At 67.2% G+C, this 19,028-nt stretch carries 19 protein-coding genes; 18 read left to right on the forward strand and 1 reads right to left on the reverse strand.

Going from position 1 to position 19,028, the window contains the following annotated elements:
• The first annotated feature begins 89 nt into the window (after window positions 1-89).
• The 13 genes from F3087_RS39395 to F3087_RS39455 all read left to right on the forward strand — a co-directional run bounded on the left by F3087_RS39395 (window position 90) and on the right by F3087_RS39455 (window position 13,211).
• Window positions 90-1,043 (forward strand): NAD-dependent epimerase/dehydratase family protein, encoded by a 954-nt coding sequence (locus tag F3087_RS39395; RefSeq protein WP_150407258.1) that lies wholly within the window; start codon window positions 90-92, stop codon window positions 1,041-1,043.
• Entirely contained in the window at window positions 1,040-1,984 is a 945-nt protein-coding gene (locus F3087_RS39400; RefSeq protein WP_223885694.1) for a glycosyltransferase family 2 protein, read from the forward strand. The genes F3087_RS39395 and F3087_RS39400 overlap by 4 nt, the downstream gene beginning before the upstream one ends.
• Window positions 1,981-3,180, forward strand: coding sequence for an ATP-grasp domain-containing protein (locus F3087_RS39405; protein WP_150407259.1), 1,200 nt, complete (start codon window positions 1,981-1,983; stop codon window positions 3,178-3,180). Before F3087_RS39400 ends, F3087_RS39405 begins: the two co-directional genes overlap by 4 nt.
• Before the next feature lie 8 nt (window positions 3,181-3,188).
• A complete protein-coding gene (locus F3087_RS39410) occupies window positions 3,189-3,860 on the forward strand; it encodes a hypothetical protein (protein ID WP_150407260.1) in 672 nt (223 codons plus the stop codon).
• Window positions 3,861-3,862: 2 nt separating this feature from the next.
• The gene (locus tag F3087_RS39415; RefSeq protein WP_150407261.1) at window positions 3,863-5,056 is read left to right on the forward strand and encodes a hypothetical protein; all 1,194 of its coding nucleotides are present in this window, start codon (window positions 3,863-3,865) and stop codon (window positions 5,054-5,056) included.
• Window positions 5,053-5,994, forward strand: a complete 942-nt coding sequence (locus F3087_RS39420) for a GNAT family N-acetyltransferase (protein WP_150407262.1) — start codon at window positions 5,053-5,055, stop codon at window positions 5,992-5,994. The genes F3087_RS39415 and F3087_RS39420 overlap by 4 nt, the downstream gene beginning before the upstream one ends.
• Window positions 5,995-6,104: 110 nt before the next feature.
• The gene (locus F3087_RS39425) at window positions 6,105-7,223 is read left to right on the forward strand and encodes a TerD family protein (RefSeq protein ID WP_150407263.1); all 1,119 of its coding nucleotides are present in this window, start codon (window positions 6,105-6,107) and stop codon (window positions 7,221-7,223) included.
• Window positions 7,224-7,283: 60 nt separating this feature from the next.
• Window positions 7,284-8,561 carry a sigma-54-dependent transcriptional regulator family protein gene (locus F3087_RS39430; protein ID WP_150407264.1) on the forward strand — a complete coding sequence of 426 codons (1,278 nt, stop codon included), beginning with the start codon at window positions 7,284-7,286 and terminating at the stop codon, window positions 8,559-8,561.
• Window positions 8,562-8,643: 82 nt separating this feature from the next.
• Entirely contained in the window at window positions 8,644-10,167 is a 1,524-nt protein-coding gene (gene adh, locus F3087_RS39435) for an aldehyde dehydrogenase (RefSeq protein ID WP_150407265.1), read from the forward strand.
• Between the two features lie 28 nt (window positions 10,168-10,195).
• The gene (locus F3087_RS39440) at window positions 10,196-10,732 is read left to right on the forward strand and encodes a DUF779 domain-containing protein (RefSeq protein WP_150407266.1); all 537 of its coding nucleotides are present in this window, start codon (window positions 10,196-10,198) and stop codon (window positions 10,730-10,732) included.
• Between the two features lie 32 nt (window positions 10,733-10,764).
• Window positions 10,765-11,604, forward strand: coding sequence for a helix-turn-helix domain-containing protein (locus tag F3087_RS39445; RefSeq protein ID WP_223885695.1), 840 nt, complete (start codon window positions 10,765-10,767; stop codon window positions 11,602-11,604).
• A gap of 294 nt (window positions 11,605-11,898) precedes the next feature.
• Window positions 11,899-12,528, forward strand: coding sequence for a TetR/AcrR family transcriptional regulator (locus tag F3087_RS39450; protein WP_150407267.1), 630 nt, complete (start codon window positions 11,899-11,901; stop codon window positions 12,526-12,528).
• 17 nt (window positions 12,529-12,545) lie between these two features.
• Entirely contained in the window at window positions 12,546-13,211 is a 666-nt protein-coding gene (locus F3087_RS39455; RefSeq protein ID WP_150407268.1) for a VC0807 family protein, read from the forward strand.
• 2 nt (window positions 13,212-13,213) lie between these two features.
• Here F3087_RS39455 and F3087_RS39460 read toward each other — a convergent pair whose 3' ends face one another.
• Window positions 13,214-14,158 (reverse strand): Gfo/Idh/MocA family protein, encoded by a 945-nt coding sequence (locus F3087_RS39460; RefSeq protein WP_150407269.1) that lies wholly within the window; start codon window positions 14,156-14,158, stop codon window positions 13,214-13,216.
• An 82-nt stretch (window positions 14,159-14,240) separates the two neighbouring features.
• Between F3087_RS39460 and F3087_RS39465 the strand changes: the two genes are divergently transcribed.
• The 5 genes from F3087_RS39465 to F3087_RS39485 all read left to right on the forward strand — a co-directional run bounded on the left by F3087_RS39465 (window position 14,241) and on the right by F3087_RS39485 (window position 19,026).
• Entirely contained in the window at window positions 14,241-15,185 is a 945-nt protein-coding gene (locus F3087_RS39465) for a LysR family transcriptional regulator (RefSeq protein WP_150407270.1), read from the forward strand.
• Window positions 15,186-15,313: 128 nt separating this feature from the next.
• Window positions 15,314-16,867 carry a hypothetical protein gene (locus F3087_RS39470; protein WP_317983956.1) on the forward strand — a complete coding sequence of 518 codons (1,554 nt, stop codon included), beginning with the start codon at window positions 15,314-15,316 and terminating at the stop codon, window positions 16,865-16,867.
• On the forward strand, window positions 16,864-17,283 hold the full coding sequence (locus tag F3087_RS39475) for a FixH family protein (RefSeq protein WP_150407272.1): 420 nt from the start codon (window positions 16,864-16,866) through the stop codon (window positions 17,281-17,283). Before F3087_RS39470 ends, F3087_RS39475 begins: the two co-directional genes overlap by 4 nt.
• A gap of 58 nt (window positions 17,284-17,341) precedes the next feature.
• Entirely contained in the window at window positions 17,342-18,484 is a 1,143-nt protein-coding gene (locus tag F3087_RS39480; RefSeq protein ID WP_191094365.1) for a hypothetical protein, read from the forward strand.
• Window positions 18,481-19,026, forward strand: coding sequence for a hypothetical protein (locus F3087_RS39485; protein WP_150407273.1), 546 nt, complete (start codon window positions 18,481-18,483; stop codon window positions 19,024-19,026). The genes F3087_RS39480 and F3087_RS39485 overlap by 4 nt, the downstream gene beginning before the upstream one ends.
• The last annotated feature ends 2 nt before the right edge of the window (window positions 19,027-19,028 follow it).

The following is a 19,028-nucleotide window of genomic DNA, read 5'->3' on the forward strand; positions in this document are numbered from 1 at the left end:
ACAAAATCCGGATAATGTGGACACACGCGGCTAGTTTGTCGGCACTACCGACGGATAGCCGGATAGATAGCGCTAGGTGGTACAACAGAATGAAGGTCGGCGTCACAGGTGGGTCGGGATTCATCGGCTCCTATGTCTGCGAAGAACTCGTGCGCCGCGGCCACGAGCCGGTGATCTTCGACCATCGACGGCACGCACGCCGGCATCCGTACGAGGTCATGCTCGGCGACATCCGCGATTCGACCTCGATGACCGAACTCGCGGCGCACTGCGAGGGGATCATCCACCTCGCCGCCGTGCTCGGCACGCAGGAGACGATCAAGCAGCCGCGCCCGGCGGCGGAGACGAATCTCGTTGGCGGGCTGAACTTTCTGGAAGCGGTCGCGCAATACGAGCTGCCCGGCGTGTACATCTGCGTCGGCAATCACTGGATGAACAACAGCTACTCCATCTCCAAGACCGCCGTCGAGCGCTTCGTGCACATGTTCAACGCCTATCGCGGCACCCGCGTCACCAATGTCCGGGTGGTCAACGCCTACGGGCCCAGGCAGACCGCGGCCGCGCCGTTCGGCGAGGGCAAGGTGCGCAAGTTCACCCCGGCGGTGATCTGCCGTGCGCTGTCCGGCATGCCGGTGGAGCTCTACGGCGGCGGAGTCCAGCTCTCCGACATGGTGTGGGTGGGCGACGTTGCACGCGTGCTGGTTTCGGCTTTGGAGTCGGCCGGCGACGGCGTGGTGCCCGATGCGGTGATGGAGGTCGGCCCGCGTCGATCGCAATCGATCCGGTCGGTCGCGGAGTTGATCATCGACCAGTGCGTCGAGCTGGGTTATGCGCGCGTGCCGATCGTCGACCTGCCGATGCGGCCCGGCGAGATCCCCGGCGACACCGTCCGGGCGGATCCGATGACCTTGCCCGCCATCGGCGTCGACCCCGAATCGCTGCTGCCGCTCGAGGACGGCATGCGGCGCACCATCGAATGGTTCATCGAGACCCGCGGCACCCACTGGGTCGCGCCGGAACCGTGCGAGACGGCCACGGCGTGACGGCATCGTTCGCGATGTTCAGCGTGACCGTGGTCGTCCCGTGCCGGGACGAGGAAGCCAATATCGTTGCGGCGCACGAGGCGATCGTGGGCGAGCTCGGTGGGCACGACGTCGAGGTCCTGTTCGTCGACGACGGGAGCACCGACGCGACGCTGTCGCTGATCACCGGCATCGCGGCCGAGGACGAACGGGTGCACTACATCTCGTTCGCCCGTAACTTCGGCTTCGAGGCCGCGTTCTCGGCGGGCTACAAGTACGCGACGAAACCGTGGGTGCTGCACGTGGATGCGGACCTCCAGGGTCATCCGAATCAGGCGCACAAGTTGATCGATGCGGCGTCGGATCGGGTGGACGCGGTCTTCGGGGTCCGTGATCAGCGCGACGATCCAGTGCTGCGGCGGTGGGGATCGGCGGTGTCGGACTTGATCGCCCGCCGTGTTCTCGGCATCGAATTGCCGCCGGGTGCGACGACGTTCCGGCTGGTGCGTACCGGTGTCGCCCGACGGATTGTCGAATTACGCCGCCCGGCACCATATTTCATGGCATCGCTGCCTGCGGTCACCGATCGGTATGTCACCGTGCGGACAGCGCATCAGGCGCGTCGAGCGGGATCGTCCAAATTCACGGTTCTCCGGCTGGCTCGGCATGCGCTCGATCTCTACGTCGGGCATTCGACTGCGTTGGCGACCGGGGCCGCATTCTTGTTGTGCGTCGGCGTGATCGTCGCGCTGCTGTTACTAGGCGTGTTCGGGGCGGCCGCGGCGGTGCTGCCGGTGCAGTTGGCGATGCTTCCGGCAATGGCTCTGCTGCTGCGCTATTCGGTCATGGCGTCGAGCCGCGACGGCCGCGCGCTGTACTACGTGCGCGAGTCCGACCTCGCCATCGACGCGGCGGATCGGCTGCAACTGGAGCGGATCAGCGTCGGCGGGAGTGCACGATGACGGGCACGTTGGTGATCCTCGGTGGCGCAGACGGTTCGGCGTCCACCTATCGTCGCGCCCGCGAACTCGGGTATCGCACAATCTGTGTCGACCGGCGCGGCGATACCGTGGCGCGACCACTGGCCGACGAGTTCGTGCTCGCCAGTATTCGCGACCCGAAGCTCATCGCGGCGGAACTGGATGGGCGCGCCGATATCGTCGGCGTGCTCTCGCCGGCCAGCGACACCGGACTGCCTGCTCAGCGCGAGCTGGCTCAGCAGTGGGGGCTACCCGATCTGTCCGCGGCGGCGGTCCGTGCGTCGCAGGACAAGTCGTGCTTCCGCGCGGTGTGCGATCAACTGGGTTTCGCGAGCTACGGCTACGTCGCCGGAGTCGCGGACGGCGAACTGGCGCTTCAGGCCGCGGCCCTGCGGTTTCCGGTGCTGGTGAAACCCCTGGACGCGCAGAGCAGTCGAGGCATCCAGGTGTGCGACGACGCGTCCGAGATCGCGGCCGCGGCGCGGGAGGCAGCGCGATTCGCCAGCGACGGCGGCGTGATCGTCGAGGAATACCTGGCCGGAACCCATTACAGCGCAGAGGCATTCGTTGACCACGGGCAGATCGCGTTCGTCGGGGTGAGCGCGCGAACAATGACCCCCGCACCGCACTTCGTCACCACCGCACATCGGGTGCCCGCCGACCTCGCCGCCGAACAAGAACGGGAGCTGACCGAAGTGTTGAACGCGCTGGTCGCCGAGCTGGATTATGAACGAGGTCCACTGACCATCGACCTGCTGATCGATCCTGCGGGCCGAATGCGCTTGATCGAGATGGGTGCTCGAGTAGGCGGCAACGGACTGGGCGAGCTGGTCCGGCACGCCTACGGCGTGGATACCGTTGCGGCCTCGATCGCCGCGGCGACCGGCGACCCGGCCGACGTAACCCAGACTTGTTCGCGCGCAGCGATATCCGAGGTCCTCTATACCGACCATCCCGGCGTGGTCACCGAAGTCATCGGTGCCGACGCTGCCTCGGCCGTCCCGGAACTGGTGGAGCTGGTCCTCTTCGCGAGCGCCGGACAAGAGGTACTTCCGTACCACAATGCGGCAAATAAGCTGGGGCACTTCGTAGTTGTCGCCGATGACCCCGATCAGGCAGCCGCCGCTGCCGCGTCCATTCGCGCCACCCTGCGCTTCGACCTGAGCGGTGCGGCATGAGTCCCGCGGTGCGTACCACTATCCTGGCGACCCTGGCGGTGGTCGCCGCCGGATTCGTGTGGTGGGTATCCGGCCGTCAGCACAGCATCGAGAACATCTGGACGTTACTGGCCTCGCTGATCCCGTTCGTGCTGGCCGCCGAGACGATCGCCAGCCTGCAACCGCACTGGTTCCGGCGTGGCCGACTGGTCGAAATATGCGCGCTCGGCGCATTTGTCGTCGTGTTCTGCTTCCTGGTCCCGAAGATCTTCGCCGCTGCTCTGGACGACGATTTCAACCGCCTGTACTCCTGGATGCGAATCCTGGTCCCGTTGCTGATCCTCTGCCTGGCCCTGATGCTCCGGCTGGGTGGCGCGCTACCCGCGGTGACGCGCCGGGTCAGCTACGCCGGAATCCTCATAATGCTCTCGGGCATCGAGGATCTCGCGTTCCAGCTGCTGCGCGGCAGGCCGCTCGCCGACCGCTGGGATTGGGCCGATCACATGACGGTGCGGCTCGGCCACGTCGCCAGCCGGAACGAGGCGCTGGCGTTCATCGTCGTGCACCTGCTGCTCGCCGGGGCGATCGTGCTTCTCCCGGACCGGTTCTGGCAGCGGATCGGCGGCGGTCTTCGGCGCTCGGGCAGTGTGCGGCGAAGCCCGGCGAGCGTCCGGCAACGAGCGGCCGGCCGTACGCGTTGATGGTGTCGACCCTGCCCGCGGCTCGGACCGTGGTGTCGCTCGTCGTCGGCCGCGGCGGATTCCGCATCGCCTACCACGGCATAGCGCTTGGGCTGCTGGCGATTTGGGGCGCGGACAGCTTCGCGGTGTACGCGAGCGCGGTCGGCGCGACGGCCTGGATCGCGTTGCTCAGCTCGGGGCCGGAGAAGGCGGTGCTGAAACTGGTTCCGCGACTGCCGCATACGGCCGCTGCGGTGGTGCGGACCGCGTTGCTCACGGCAGCTGTCCCCCTGGTGATCGCCGTGCTCCTGGTGGTCGTGACGGCCGGATCGTCGGTGGTGGTCTATCCGCTGGCGGCGGCTTGGAGTGCGGGCGTCGGGCTCATGACCGTCGCCGTCGCCGTACACCGCGCTGCGGGACGGCCCACGCGGGACAGCCGAGGTTTTCTGGTCTTGGCCGTCCTGCTCGCCGCCTCGGTGGTAGCCGTTGCGGTCGGTGGCCTTTCGCCGGCGGGCGAGTTGACTCTGCTGGTCGTGGTCACACTCGGCGTCGCCGCATGGTCGGTCAGGGGAGCAGCGCCCTCGCTGCCGACCCGCTCGCGACGCGGAGTCACCGCCGCGATCGTGCGCGCCGAATTGATGCTCGGGCTGTACGAGCCACTGGGCAGCGCGGGCGTCGGTGTGCTGTACGCGGTCCTCGCCCTCAGCGATCAACGTGACAGCAGCACCACTTTGTATCTGGCACTGCTGATTTCGAGCGTCGTCGGATCGTTGACGCTCTACCTGCTGCGGATCTATCAGCCGGTATCGTCGCTGCGGTTGCGCGGTGCGGGCGGGCAAGCAGGCATCGACCTCGCGCGGCGACTGTTGACGGCGGCGCTGATCTCCGGAGTGCTCGGCTGCGCCGTCGTGGCAGCGCTCGCCGGAAACCTCTCCGCCGCAGCACTTATCGCCCTGCTCCTCTGCTTCGAGATTCCCATCCACGCGGTGGTCAGCCTCGCGCTGTTCATCCTTGAGAACGCGGGCCGCCGCGAACTGACCATCGCCGCGGCAAGTGCCGCAACACAATTCGGCGCAGTAGTAGTGCTGGCCGCATTGCTGGTGCCCGCGCACGGACCACCGGCGGCGCTCTGGGTACTGGTCGCCTCCTACGCCGTGCTCGCCGCGACGACATTGCCGAGGCTCCGGACGAACATCAAGGCGCGGGAGGCGCTATGAAACAGCGACTCGACATCCTCGACCCGCGGCGTGATCCGGAACCGCCCTGGTGGGAGGTGCTGCGCGCGACGGCCGGACTCCGCGCGACCTGGGCATGGGACGTGCTGGCCGTCGCCGGCACCCGGTTCGGCATCGTGGTCGTGCACGAGGGCGCCGACATCGTCGCCATGGCGGCGGCCCGCTGGATGCTCGGTCTCGCCAACGTCGCCGCACCCGGCAGCACCGGCCAACCGGGCTGGTGGGTGGCCGATCCCGCGCGGCAGACCGAGCTGTTCGGCGTGCTGGCCGGGGGACTGCGCACCCGCTACCGGCACGCGGTGCTCGCCACCCTGTGGCGCGAGCTCGATCGCGAGCAGGCCGACGGCCTCGGTGCCGTGCAGGTCACCCGGGAGGTGAACCCGACCGCGGTACTCCCCATCGCCTGGCCGGACGAGTCGGGCTGGCTGGGCACCCTGTCCTCGAATCGCCGTCGCAGCCTGCGTGCCGAGGCCCGCTGGTTGTCCCGCGACCACGACCTGATCGCCGGCCACGGCCCCGCCGAGGCCCTGGACGCCGATCAGCTCGTCGGCCTGTTCCGTCGCACGGAGGAGAAGTACGACGGATTGGGCCGGGCGCCGCGCATGCCGGACGAATGGCTGTACCGGCTGCTGTCCCGTCCCGACGTGCTGGCCGTGCACTACCACGATTCGGATCGAAACCTGTTGGCGGCCTTCACGATTCTGGATCATCCGACCTGGCCGCTGGTACACCGATGGGGCGCGCTGCCGGTGGAGGAGGGCGGCCGCAAGCACCTGTACTTCGACGCATTCCGCCGGACCGTCGGCTGGGCGGTAGCGGAGGGGAAGCAGGGACTTATCTGGGGTAAAGGACTGCCCGACGTCAAGGAACGGCTCGGCTGCCGGTTGGTATCCCGCTACGCCGTCGGCGTCGCCTGGTAATCGCGTCGATTCGTCGTTTCCACCCTGAATCTTCGGTCGCGTTATTCAACCGCAGTAATAGACGCGTGCCGTTCCCGGTATTCGCCGATTGTTTTTGTAGTGTGTGATGAATGACCGTGCAACTGGCTCGGGGGCAGGTAAATGTGCTCGAAGCCGAGCACCTCATTGTCTCGGTCCGGCACAGCGCGGCCGTCGATCTGTCCGCGCTGCTGCTCACCGCGGACGGCATGGTGCGCGCGGACGCCGATCTCGTCTTCTACAACCAGCCGCTCGGCCAGGGCGCACGATTGCTGCCCGGCGAGGACGGGCGGCCGAGCGCCTTGGCGATCGATCTGCGCGCGATTCCCGCCGATATCGAACACGTGCGCATCGTCGTCGCACTCGACGACCAGCGCGACAGCCTCGGCAATTACGCGGCCCCCGAGCTGCGCATCGATGATGTCGCGGGAAACCGATTGTGCGACTACCTGATCACCGGCCTCGGCTCCGAGTCGACGGTCGTCGCCATGGACTTCGACCGGCACGACCCCGACTGGCGGCTGCGTTCGCTCGGCCACGGCTACCACAGCGGTTTCGCCGCCCTGGTCACCGCGCACGGCGTCGCGGTCGGGCGCACACCGAAATCCCCGGCGCCGCAACCGCCGGTCGAGGCGCCCGATACCGGTTTGCTCGGCCTCGCCACCGAATTGGCACTGCGTAAAGCGGACGGCAACGAATTGTCGCATGTGAAAATGGCATTGGGCTGGGATCCGGTCCGCGAACCCGGCCGCTTCGGGCTCCGTGAGGTCGATATCGATCTCGACGCGTCGGCCCTGGTCTTTTCCGGACGCGAACTCATGGACGCCGCCTTCTATGGTCAATTGTCTTCCAAAGACGGGTCCGTCCGTCATCAAGGCGACAATCTCACCGGTTCCGGCAAAGGCGACAACGAAATGATCGACGTCGACCTGACCCGGTTGTCCGCCGAAGCATCGACGGTCGTTTTCGTTGTCACCTCTTATGCCGGACATACCTTCGAACGAGTGCGAAACGCATTCTGGCGCTTGGTCGACGGCAAGACCGACGTCGAACTCACCGGCGGCAATCTGCGCGTCGGCGGCAGGCACACCGGCATGGTCGTGGCCAAGGTGCAACGCGAGGCCGACGTCTGGAAGTTCCACGCCGTCGGCGCGCCGATCCAGGCCGGACATCCGGTCGAAGCCGCCGAACAGGTCGCCCGTTATCTCTGACCGCTACCGGCTCGGCAACGGCGCATTGATCGGGGCGGATTTGCCGAGGAGTATGGAGCTGTGGGCAGCGGTGCGGGTATTCGAGCGAATCCGTGGGTAGCGCTGCGCCCGGACGAAGACGCCGAACAGGTGGGCACCGATGTGTCGGCCGCGCACGAATCGTTTGTCGAGCGAGGTGAGGCCCCGGCCTCGATCCGGCAGGTGGTCGAGGCGTCCTGGGTGCGCAGCCGCGGCAACGGTATCGATCCGGATCGGCAGATCGGCCGGACGTCACTGACCGGAATCGAACTGGAGCGGTATCGGCGCAGCCATCCGATGTCGTCGGTGCGGCCGGTTGTCCAGACCCTGTTGGTCGAGGATGCCGAAGACACCGGGCTGCTGATCGCACTGAGCGACGCGCACGGCCGATTGCTCTGGGTGGAGGGCGATTCGACGGCCAAGGACCGCGCGGCCGGCATGAACTTCGTCGACGGCGCGGACTGGAGCGAAGCCGCGGTCGGCACCAACGCCCCGGGAACGGCACTGGCCCTTGATCATTGCGTGCAGATCTTCGGCGCCGAGCATTACAGCAGACTGGTCCATCCGTGGAGTTGCGCGGCGGGACCGGTGCACGACCCGGCGACCGGACGGATCCTCGGCACGATCGACATCACCGGCGGACCGCGCGTCGCTGCGCCGGAAGTACTTTCGCTGATCCGGGCGACCGTGGCCGTCGCCGAGTCCGAACTCCGGGCACATCCGGTGATCGTGCGCACCGCGCCGCGGGTGGAGCTGCTCGGCTCGCGGCCCGCGCTGCTGTTCGGCAACGAACGAATCGCTCTGTCGCGCAGGCATTCGGAGATCTTGCTGCTGCTGATGGAACATCCGGAGGGCCTCGCGACCGAGCACATCGCGGTCCTGCTCGACGAACGCGACCTCGACGCGGTCACCGTGCGCGCCGAAATCTCGCGCCTGCGCCGGATTCTCGGCGGCGCGTCGCTCGGGTCACGGCCCTATCGCCTGCTGACCGAACTGGATTCGGATGTCGGCGAGCTGCGGCGCAGCTTGCGCCGCGGCGACATCGGCGCGGCGGTGGCGCGCTACCGCGGCCAATTGCTGCCCGCCTCAGCGGCTCCCGGCGTGGTCCGGGTCCGCGAATCGCTGCGCGCACGCATGCGCGCGGCCGTCCTCACCTCGCGGGACCCGGCGATCCTCGGCTGGTGGATCTCCTCGGTCGACGGACGCGAGGACCGCGGCGCGTGGTCGGCCTACCAGGCCTCGCTGGAGCGGGATACGTCGCTGTATGCCCAAGTGGCGGCGCAGATCGCCGTGCTGGATCGCGAGTTCGGCGGCCGCTGACCTGTTCCCAACGGTGATGCAACGTTAGGGTCATAGTGTCGTGGATCACAGTGCACACCCGCCGTGAACGCTAGGAGTTTCGATGACCGTATACGCCCGTCCTGGTTCGCCGGAGTCGCCGACGAGCTTCCAGCCTCGCTACGACAACTGGATCGGCGGCCAGTGGGTTGCGCCGGTCAAGGGCCAGTACTTCGAGAACCCGACCCCGGTCACCGGCGAAACCTTCTGCGAGATCGCGCGTTCCACCGCGGAGGACATCGAGCTCGCCCTAGATGCCGCGCACGCCGCCGCGCCGGCCTGGGGCAAGACCTCCGCCGCCGAGCGCGCGGTGATCCTGAACAAGATCGCGGACCGGATCGAGGAGAACCTCGAGGCGATCGCCATCGCCGAGACCTGGGACAACGGCAAGCCGATCCGCGAGGCGCTGGCCGCCGACATCCCGCTGGCCATCGATCACTTCCGCTACTTCGCCGGAGCCATTCGCGCACAAGAGGGTTCGCTGTCGGAGATCGACGACGACACCGTCGCCTACCACTTCCACGAGCCGCTCGGCGTGGTCGGGCAGATCATTCCGTGGAACTTCCCGATCCTGATGGCGACCTGGAAGCTGGCCCCCGCACTCGCCGCGGGCAACGCCGTGATCCTCAAGCCCGCCGAGCAGACGCCCGCCTCGATCCTGTTCCTGTGGAGCATCATCGGCGATCTGCTGCCGCCCGGCGTGGTCAACATCGTCAACGGATTCGGCGTCGAGGCGGGCAAGCCGCTCGCGTCGAGCAACCGGATCGCGAAGATCGCGTTCACCGGCGAGACCACCACCGGTCGGCTGATCATGCAGTACGCCTCGCAGAACCTGATCCCGGTCACCCTGGAGCTGGGTGGCAAGAGCCCGAACATCTTCTTCTCCGACGTCATGAGCGCCGACGACGACTTCCTGGACAAGGCCCTGGAAGGCTTCACCATGTTCGCGCTCAACCAGGGCGAGGTGTGCACGTGCCCGTCGCGCTCGCTGATCCAGGCCGACATCTTCGACCGCTTCCTCGACCTCGCCGCATTGCGGACAAAGGCCGTGCGCCAAGGTGATCCGCTGGATTCCGAGACGATGATCGGCGCGCAGGCGTCCAACGATCAGCTGGAAAAGGTGTTGTCCTACATCGAGATCGGCAAAGGTGAAGGAGCACAGCTGGTCACCGGCGGCGAGCGCGCGATGCTCGGCGGCGACCTGAACGGCGGCTACTACGTCCAGCCGACCATCTTCACCGGCCGCAACGCGATGCGGATCTTCCAGGAGGAGATCTTCGGTCCGGTGGTCTCGGTGACCTCGTTCACCGACTACGACGACGCCATCTCCATCGCCAACGACACCCTCTACGGCCTCGGCGCCGGCGTGTGGTCGCGCGACGGCAGCCGGGCCTACCGCGCGGGGCGTGACATCCAGGCCGGACGGGTGTGGACCAACACCTACCACCAGTACCCGGCGCACGCGGCGTTCGGCGGCTACAAGCAGTCCGGCATCGGCCGGGAGAACCACAAGATGATGCTGGACCACTACCAGCAGACGAAGAACCTGCTGGTCAGCTACGCGCCGAAGGCTATGGGATTCTTCTGATGCCGAGCAATCCGGCGGTGGTGGCGCGATGAGTTCCGCCCCGCCCCGTTTGGTCGCGACCGTGGGGGCGGCGGCGTTGCTGCGCCGCCTCCGCGACGTGCACGGTGCGCTGATGATGCACCAGTCCGGCGGATGCTGCGACGGGTCGTCGCCGATGTGTTATCCGCTGGGCGAGTTCATCGTCGGCGATCGGGACGTCCTGCTCGGCATCCTCGATCTGCGCCTCGCGGTGGGGGAGGTGCCGGCGAATCTGCCGTCCGCCGACCTCGACGCGGTGCCGGTGTGGATCTCCGGATCGCAGTTCCAGGCCTGGAAACACACCCAGCTCGTCCTCGACGTGGTTCCGGGACGCGGCGGCGGGTTCAGTCTGGAAGCGCCGGAGGGCTGGCGATTCCTCAGTCGGGCAAGAGCTTTCACCGACGAGGAGAACACGGCACTCGAACTGGCGCCGCCCGTGGTCGGGTCCGATTACGCCGACGGCGTTCGTCCGCCGGTGCCGGATGCCGGGCAGGTGGTGGCGGAGGCCGTGGACGCTTGCCCGGTGCCCGCGCCGCCTGCGCGCTGATCAGGGGCGGCGTCGGCTCGTAGCATGGCGTTGTGCCCGAGCCGGTTCGTCTTGCCGGGGCCGTGGTGGATATCGCGGTCCCGGCCCGCTCGTGCCTGCCGGGGGTCAGCATGGCCGGGTTTCGTGGCCGTGCGGACCGGCCGGCCGAGCTGTCGCTGATCCCGTACCCCGCGTTCACCGTGTTCCTCGATTTCGGCGACGTGTGGCTCGGCGACGACGCGCGGGGCGCGGGCAAGCAGGGCAGCGGCGTGATCGGTCTCGCTCCCGTCGGTGTGCGCGGGTGCGGGCGCGAGGTCGACCTGTTGCAGATCCGTCTGTCACCGTTGGTCGCGCGCGCGGCGCTCGGTGGCTCGGCGGAGGTGGGCGGGACTGTCGTTGCCCTGGAAGATCTTTGGGGTCGCGACGCCGGACAGATCCGGGAGCGGCTGCATGCCGCCGAGTCGTGGGACGAGCGGTTCGCGATCGCGGCGGCGGTACTCGCGCGACGACAGGCGGCAGGTCGGCCGGTCGACTCGGAGGTCGCCTTCGCCTGGGAGCGAATCATGTTGAACCGTGGGCGGATTCGGGTCGAACCGCTGGCAGTCGAGATCGGCTGGAGTTACAAACGGCTGTGGTCGCGATTCCGTTCGCAGATCGGTCTCACGCCCAAGCGGGCCGCGCAGCTGGTTCGTTTCGACTACGCGGCACACCGGCTCGCCGGCGGGGACAGCGCCGCCCTGGTTGCGGCGGAAAGCGGATATACGGACCAGTCCCACCTGCATCGCGACGTCATGACCTTCGCCGGGGTGACTCCGAATCGGGTTGCGGTCGCGCCGTGGTTGTCGGTCGACGATGTCGCGTGGGTGGACCCGGAGTACGCGGCCTCGGCATGAGTCTTCGGCCTCGGGGGCACGGTAGCCGCGCGGGCCGGCGCTGTTCTTCGGCTCGCCGCACGCCCGTAGCGCCCAAGGATCCGCACTCTCTCTTGGGATACGCACCCGAAATGCGCCCAAAAGGGCGGTGCGTATCCCGAGAGAGAGTGCGGATTCGGCCGGCCGTAGGGGGCGAACGGCTTGGGGCGTCGCTTGTCACGAGGCTGGCCGAGGAGTGGGGGTCGGCGGCGGGTGTTGATTGCTCAGGTGAACCAGTTCTTGCTCACCTGAGCAAACCGGGCTACAGTTTTGCTCATGCAAGCAAAGAGTGGCTCGGGTAAGCAATCGGGGCGGACGTTCACCGAGGCTGCTCGGCGCACACAGATCGTGGACGCGGCGATCGAGGTGGTGGCCGAGCACGGTCTGCCGAATACCTCGTTCGCGAAGATCGCGCAGGAGGCGGGGCTGAGCAGCACCGGCATGATCTCGTACCACTTTCGCGGCAAGGACGAGCTGATCCGTGAGGTCGCCGACGAAATCGTCCGGGTGAACACGGAATTCGTCGTGGCCAAGCTGCAACACGAGTCCGGTTACGCGGCCACGCTGCGCGCGTACTTCGCCGCCAACCTGGCCCTGCTCGACGAGTACCCCAAGCATCAGCGGGCGCTCGCCAGCATCGTCGCCAATGCCCGTCCGGCCGACCCGCAGACGGTGAGCCTGATCGAACACGTCGACGAGATCGCCCGCACCCAGGAGCAGTGGCTCCGAGAAGGTCAGCGGGCCGGGGCATTTCGGGCCTTCGATCCCGCGGTCATGGGGCTCGCCATTCGGGCCGCGCGCGATGCGGCCGTGGCGCGCGCGGCGGACGACCCCGACTTCGACACCGCGGCCTGCGCTCGCGAGCTGGCCGATCTCTTCGAACGCGCTACCCGCACACAATCGTGACCACTACCGGAGCTGACATGAATTCACCGCAGACGCTGACCGCCGAACCTACCCAGCAGCAGAAACGTGCCGCGGTCCGCCGCCACCTCGCCCGCCAGATCATCCTCGAATTGGTGCTCCCGCTCGGCGGCTATTACGCCTTGCGCGCGGCCGGGGTGAACCCGTGGGCGGCGCTGATCCTGCCCACGCTGCTCATCGCGGGACTCCTTGTCTACCATGCGATTCGAGAGCGTCGCATCGATGCGTTCGCGCTGTTCGTGCTGTCCATGATCGTGCTCGGGTCGGTGATGACCCTGGTGACCGGGGACCCGCGCACGCTCATGGTGCGCGACAGCTGGATCTTCGGACTGCTCGGCTTGTGGATGCTGGGCTCGCTGCTGACCCAGCGTCCGTTCATGCGCGTCGCGTCCCGCGCGATCGTCACGGCGAAGATCGGCGAGGAAGGGTATCGGCAGTGGGATGCCCGCTGGGACAACGACTCCCAGTTCCGCTATCACCTGCGAGTGCTGACCGCGGTGTGGGGCGCGGTCTTCCTGCTGGATGCGTTCGTGCGGGTACTGCTCGCCTACACGCTGCCGATCGATGCGATACCGCTGGTGAGCACCGTGCAATGGCTGGTCGTCCTCGCGGCCTTGATCACCTTCCACAACTTCTACCTCACCAAGCACGGGCTGAAAGCCTGAGTTCAGGAAGCGGCCCGGTGGAAATGCTCGACCGCTTGCTGGACCCGTAGGCCGGCGGCGAAATCGGCGAGGGTAGAGCGGTGTCCGCGGATGGCGGCGGCGAATGCACTCAGTCGGGTGTGTTCGCTGCCGCGCGGCCCGCTCAGCGATACTTCCGCCCACGGACCGCCGTCGCTGATATGCAGCCGCGACCAGTCGGTGATCCGGTAGGAACGCTTGGTGCCGTACAGAATCCACTCGTAGGTTTCCGGTGTCGCGGCGACTCGGCCGGTGATGGTGATCGGAGTTCCGCCGGCCGTGAAGGTGCCGAAGGCAGAGGTTTCGGCGGCGGTGCCGTACTGGATTCGGGTGGACACCGGAGTGAGCGGGCCGAGTAGACGGTCGGTGAGAAACACGTAGTGCGAACCGACTTCGCGCAGCAGGCCGCCTTGTTCGCGACCGGCGACCCAGCGGGCGTCTCTTTGGCAGGCTCGGGGCCAGGAGGGAAACGTGAATCGCATGTCCACGCCGACGATGTCGCCGGCCTCGCCGTCATTCACGGCTCGCCCTACCTCGGCCGCGGCCGCACGATCGGACAGGGTGAAGTTGAGCGCATTGACGACACCGGTCTCGGCGGCGACGCGGACCATCTCCGTGCCGTCCGTAAGTCGCACTGCCAGAGGCTTTTCCGAGAACACGGCCTTACCTGCCGACATCGCCGGTATCGCGTAACCCGCGTGCGTATCCGGTGGTGAGGCGATGTAGAGGGCGTCGAGCCGAGCGTCCTCGGCCAGGGACGAGGGGTCTCGGCCGAGGTCAATGACCGAATGCTGGGCGCGAATCCGTTCGACGGCAGCCGGATTCGGATCGGCGGCCGCGACAACCTCGAAATCAGGATGCCGGTAAGCCACGTCGAGCATCTCGGTGCCCATCGCGCCGAGGCCGATGATGCCCAATTGGATCTTCATGTCGCTAGCTTGGTGTCCGGCTATACGACAGCACAAGCGATGATTTCTTACGGATGCTTAAGCATGACTGTAGAATTCTGCGATGCTCGACGTGCATCGATTGACAGTGCTCCGCTCGGTCGTGGAAAACGGCTCGATCCAAGGGGCGGCTACGCGGCTCGGCTACACGGCGTCCGCGATCAGTCAGCACATCGCCGCATTGCAACGGGAGACCGGAATGTCGTTGGTGGAGCGGCACGGACGCGGCATCCGGCCGACCGAGGCCGGACTGTTGCTCGCCGCCCACACCCGCCGGATACAAGATGAGGTCGCCCGCGCCGAAACCGCGCTCGCCGACCTGCGGGCCGGAAAGTCGCAGCGCCTGACGGTCCGCTACTTCGCCACCGCGGGTGCCGTGCTCATTCCGCCCGTCGTGTCGGAACTCGGCCTGAGGCATCCGGACGTGCGAGTAGCGCTCCGGCTGGGAAAGGGCTTGTCCGAGAACGAGTCCGCCGACGCGGAGATCATGGTCATCGACGACACCGTGCGCGTTCCCGCCGGTCTGCGCGTCCTGCCACTACTGGACGATCCCTTCGTCGCGGTGCTGCCGCCTGCCCATCCGCTCGCGGCGCAGGAGGTCATCGAGCTGGGGGAGTTGCGATCGGAACGCTGGATCGACAACGAATGGCCGAGCACTCTTTGCCGGGAGACAATGCTGAAGGCTTGCGGCGCGGCCGGATTCAGCCCGGACTTCGCCGTGGAAGCGCACGACTATGCCGCGGCCGTCGGCTTCGTCGCCGCGGGCCTCGGGGTGACGTTGATTCCGCGTCTCGCGCTCGGCGCCATTCCGACGACGTCGGCGGTCTACCGCCCGGTTGTCGGTCCGGTCCCGACGAGGAGGATCGTCGTGATCGTCAAAGCCGGAACCGAGTCCCAGCCGCCGCTGGCCACCTTCCTCGAACTACTTCGGCAAGCGGCCGGCGACCGCGGCGGCCGGACATTCTCCGGGTCTTCCCCTACGACGGCATCACCCCAGAGGGGTAGCTGAGATCCCCTGATGAGGTGATGAACTCATGGGACCAATTCCATACGATGAGGGCCGTGTCTATCGCCCGCGCCGCTCGCTGCCGAGTCCTGCTCGTCGCCGGGTTGTGGATTCTGCTCGCGGCGGTGGGGATGGCACCGGCATTCGCCGACTCCGCGGCGGCGGGCGCGGATCTATCGGTGGCCCAGTCGCTCGGTGATCGGGAACTGACGATCGTGCTCCGGCGGGTCACGAGTGTTCCTGGTCCGTTGCGCGTGGACGTCGTCACGCATGCGGGCACGGCCGCCGGGAAGCTCACGCTCGCGGTGACGCCGACGGGAGCCGACTCGGACCTGCCCGCTCCGGGAGCGCCCACCGCCGACGCTGTTGTCGAACTCGGTGCGGAGCCGGGGATGTACTCGACCACGCTCGACATGGATCGACCAGGTCCTTGGGAGCTGGCCGTCGGCGATGGGACCCGGGTGGCGCGAATCCCGTTCGTCGTGCCCGCGCAGGTCACCTCGCCACCGGAGCGGTTGGTCTATGTCGGATTCCTGATCGCCGGTGTGCTGCTGCCGGTTTCGGTGCTGATCGCGATGCGGGCCCGGCGCAGTGCGTGGGCGTTGATTCCGGCCGGTGGGATGGTCGCCGGAGTCGCGGTGTCGGTGACCGCCGCGTTGCTCTCGGCGTCGTTGCCGCTGCCGCCGCAACCCGGCAGTCAGCTCGATCCCACGGTCGGCAACGTCACCGATCCGTATTCGCTGAACCAGCCGATGATTTCGGACTTCTCTCGTCCGCCGGTCATTCTCACCGTCGAGGGTTCGGTAACCGCCGGTCGGGCAGGGGATCTCGATCTCGTGCTGATCGATGCGGCCACCGGAGCGTCTGTGGACGACCTGCTCGTGCACGACAGTGCGCTCATGCATCTGCTGATGGTTTCTCCGAGTGGTGGACTGTCGCACCTACATCCGATTCGAACCGGGCCCGGCCGCTATCAGGTTCACTTGACCGCCGCCGAGTCCGGTCGGTACGCGCTGTCGGCCGAATTGGCTCGGCGGGGTGGTGGTGTCCAGATGGTTCGTGCCGCAACCGGATTCACCGCCTTGCCGAATGATGCGAGTGGTGTGCCTCAGACATCCAGCACCCCAATGCATCTCGGCGGCAGTGACAAGTCCGCGTCGATGGTTCTCGCCGGAAATTCCATCACGGTGCGGACAACCGAAGCGGTGGTCGGAAAACCGACGACCGTCACCGCCGAAATCGGGGACAAGTCCGATCTGCAACCGTGGCTCGGCATGGTCGGCCACCTGATCATGGCCGGTCCGCTGCCCGATGGCGCTGCGGATATCGCTGCGGCCGTGCAGAACTCGACCGTCTGGGGGCATGCGCACTCGATGGGGCCGACATCGATGACCGGGATGGCGGACATGCCGGGAATGAGCGGACACGACATGGCCGGGATGCATGACATGCCTGGGATGAGTGGCGACGCCGCCGCAGGACGCGGGGTCATGCTCATGCCGCCGGTCAACGGCGAAAGCCCGCCCGATGAGACCGTGGCCGCGTACGGGCCCGATGTTCCGTTCACTTTCACGTTCCCCGTCGCGGGGCGATACCGGCTCTGGATCCAAGTCGAGCGGAACTACACCGTGCTCACCGTTCCTGTCGTGCTCGATGTCGTTGCGGCACAGAGGGAGCACCGATGAACACATCCGGTCGGTCGCTGCGTATTGCCGGCGCAGTAGTCGTCGTGGTCGTGATCGCCGTCATCGGCTGGTTGGTCTGGCCGAACCCGCGCACTCCCGTCGTGCTGAAAACCGGTACGGCCCAACATCTCGTGACCGTCACCATCGACAGTCTTCGACTCGGTGAAACGGCCGTGGACGTCACCGTCACCGACCGTGCAGGCTCCCCGGTAGACCATGCGGCAGTACAGATTCAAGCGATCCAACCGCTCATGGGCCACGCCGGAGCGTCAGTTCCAGCCGCTGCCAACGGTTCCGGTCGCTTCCACGCCACGGCGGTATCGCTGATGATGACCGGCCCTTGGGAATTGCGCCTGTCCATCGACGCGCACCACGGCATCGACCAAGTCACCCTGCCACTGTGGGTCGGCGGCTGAGGGTCGCATGCGTATCGGCACGAACCACAGGAGCACGACACAGGAGGGACCGCTCGTCATGAACAGCTCAGTAGCGTCCGGCACGATCGAAGGCGGCGGCGCGCCCCCGGCGACCGTGTCGGACAACAGTGCGGCGGCCCGCGCCGGGTCCTGGGGCGTGCTGGTCGGCACCGCCGTCACGTTGATCGGTCTCAGCTGGGATATTCAGTGGCACAACGACGTCGGCCCCGACACCTTCTTCACGCTGCCGCACCTGTTCCTGTATTCCGGCAGCGCGATCTCCGGTTTCGCCAGCCTCGCCATGGTGCTCATCGCCACCTTCGCCCAGCGCGCCGGACGGCCCGTGCCCGCGATGGGTGGCGCCCCGATCCGCGTGTTCGGCAGCAACCTCACCGCCCCGCTCGGTTACATGGTCGCCGGCGCAGGCGCCGCGTTGTTCCTGCTCTACGGCCTGCTCGATATGCAGTGGCATTCGATCTACGGCTTCGACGCGGTGCTGAACACCCCCTCGCACGTCGCGCTGTTCCTGTCCATCACGCTCACCATGATCGGCAGCATCATGGTCTTCGCGTCGCATCGTGATCATCGCTGGGGTCAGTTCGGCATCGTCCTGGCCATCCCGATCATGATCACCTTCGCCCCGATCCTCACCCAGGCGCTGGACAACTTCGAACTGCCCATCGACTCGACCATCCTCGGCGTCCTGTTCTTCGGGCCGATGCTGCTCGTCCTCGGTGCCGCCGCGCTGGCCCGGCCCGGTGCGGCGATCGCCATCGCGCTCGCCCTCGGGCTCATCCAGGCGATCCTGTGGTGGTTCTCGCCGTGGGCCGCGGAGGTGTACGCGTCGTCGATCGGGCTGCCGCTGCGCGACGGTCTCGGGTCTCGTCCGCCGTCGCTGCCCGCCATCATGCCGATGTTCCTGATCATCGCCGCCGTCGCCGTGGAGGGTCTGTTCCTGCTCGCCCGCACTCGCGGCTACGACCCGAACAAGATCGTGTTGGTTGCCGGTCTGGTGACGGGTGTCGTTGTCGGACTTACCTTTCCGGTGCAATTGCAGATCACCCATTTCTTCTCCGGCATCGCGGCCAAGGACGTCGTGCTGTCGACCGTCGTCGCCATACCGCTCGGCCTCCTCGCCGGCTTCCTGGCCGGCCGCTTCACCCGCATGCTGCCCGCGCCCGCAACGGAGATCGCCCGATGACCACACTGCGCAAGCTCGCCCTCACCGTGCTGGCGGCGATCACCCTCTCCTTCGTCGCGATCGCCCCCGCCTCCGCCTACGCCCCCGTCGACATCGTGCACACCGAACGCGTCCAAGTCGGCCCCTACGCCATGACCGTCGGCTTCTCCACCTGGCCCATCCGCGCCATGAAGTCCCTCGACTTCACCTTCATGCCGGAGGGCGGCATCGCCGACAAATCCGGGACATATCGCATCGCCGGCCCCGCCTACCATTCCTGGAAACGCGGCGCCCCCTTCGTCCGCCACCCGCGCAAACGCGACTCCTGGGGTCTCGACATCCTCGCCATCAACGACCCCGGCAACTACAGCTTCATCTTCACCCTCGATGGCCCGCTCGGCCACGGCGAAGGCACCCTCGACGGCATCCACGTTGCCGACCAGCCAGGCCCGCCCCTGCCCCTGAGCTGGACAATCGCCTCCCTGCCCCTGCTCGGCCTGATCGCCTTCCTCGCCGTCTGCTGGCGCCGCACCCGCCCCGCCCGCCAACCATTACCCCTCTAAAC

This window comes from Nocardia colli (genome assembly GCF_008704205.1).
In the GTDB taxonomy this organism is placed as follows: domain Bacteria; phylum Actinomycetota; class Actinomycetes; order Mycobacteriales; family Mycobacteriaceae; genus Nocardia; species Nocardia colli.

What these genes read in the sequence shown, in the direction of transcription:
- F3087_RS39465 (WP_150407270.1), top strand. Translation starts at nt 14,241, where the DNA reads ATGCTCGACGTGCATCGATTGACAGTGCTCCGCTCGGTCGTGGAAAAC.
- F3087_RS39425 (WP_150407263.1), top strand. Translation starts at nt 6,105, where the DNA reads ATGACCGTGCAACTGGCTCGGGGGCAGGTAAATGTGCTCGAAGCCGAG.
- F3087_RS39460 (WP_150407269.1), bottom strand. Translation starts at nt 14,158, where the DNA reads ATGAAGATCCAATTGGGCATCATCGGCCTCGGCGCGATGGGCACCGAG.
- F3087_RS39420 (WP_150407262.1), top strand. Translation starts at nt 5,053, where the DNA reads ATGAAACAGCGACTCGACATCCTCGACCCGCGGCGTGATCCGGAACCG.
- F3087_RS39395 (WP_150407258.1), top strand. Translation starts at nt 90, where the DNA reads ATGAAGGTCGGCGTCACAGGTGGGTCGGGATTCATCGGCTCCTATGTC.
- F3087_RS39470 (WP_317983956.1), top strand. Translation starts at nt 15,314, where the DNA reads ATGGCACCGGCATTCGCCGACTCCGCGGCGGCGGGCGCGGATCTATCG.
- F3087_RS39455 (WP_150407268.1), top strand. Translation starts at nt 12,546, where the DNA reads ATGAATTCACCGCAGACGCTGACCGCCGAACCTACCCAGCAGCAGAAA.
- F3087_RS39475 (WP_150407272.1), top strand. Translation starts at nt 16,864, where the DNA reads ATGAACACATCCGGTCGGTCGCTGCGTATTGCCGGCGCAGTAGTCGTC.
- adh (WP_150407265.1), top strand. Translation starts at nt 8,644, where the DNA reads ATGACCGTATACGCCCGTCCTGGTTCGCCGGAGTCGCCGACGAGCTTC.
- F3087_RS39405 (WP_150407259.1), top strand. Translation starts at nt 1,981, where the DNA reads ATGACGGGCACGTTGGTGATCCTCGGTGGCGCAGACGGTTCGGCGTCC.
- F3087_RS39480 (WP_191094365.1), top strand. Translation starts at nt 17,342, where the DNA reads ATGAACAGCTCAGTAGCGTCCGGCACGATCGAAGGCGGCGGCGCGCCC.
- F3087_RS39440 (WP_150407266.1), top strand. Translation starts at nt 10,196, where the DNA reads ATGAGTTCCGCCCCGCCCCGTTTGGTCGCGACCGTGGGGGCGGCGGCG.
- F3087_RS39485 (WP_150407273.1), top strand. Translation starts at nt 18,481, where the DNA reads ATGACCACACTGCGCAAGCTCGCCCTCACCGTGCTGGCGGCGATCACC.
- F3087_RS39450 (WP_150407267.1), top strand. Translation starts at nt 11,899, where the DNA reads ATGCAAGCAAAGAGTGGCTCGGGTAAGCAATCGGGGCGGACGTTCACC.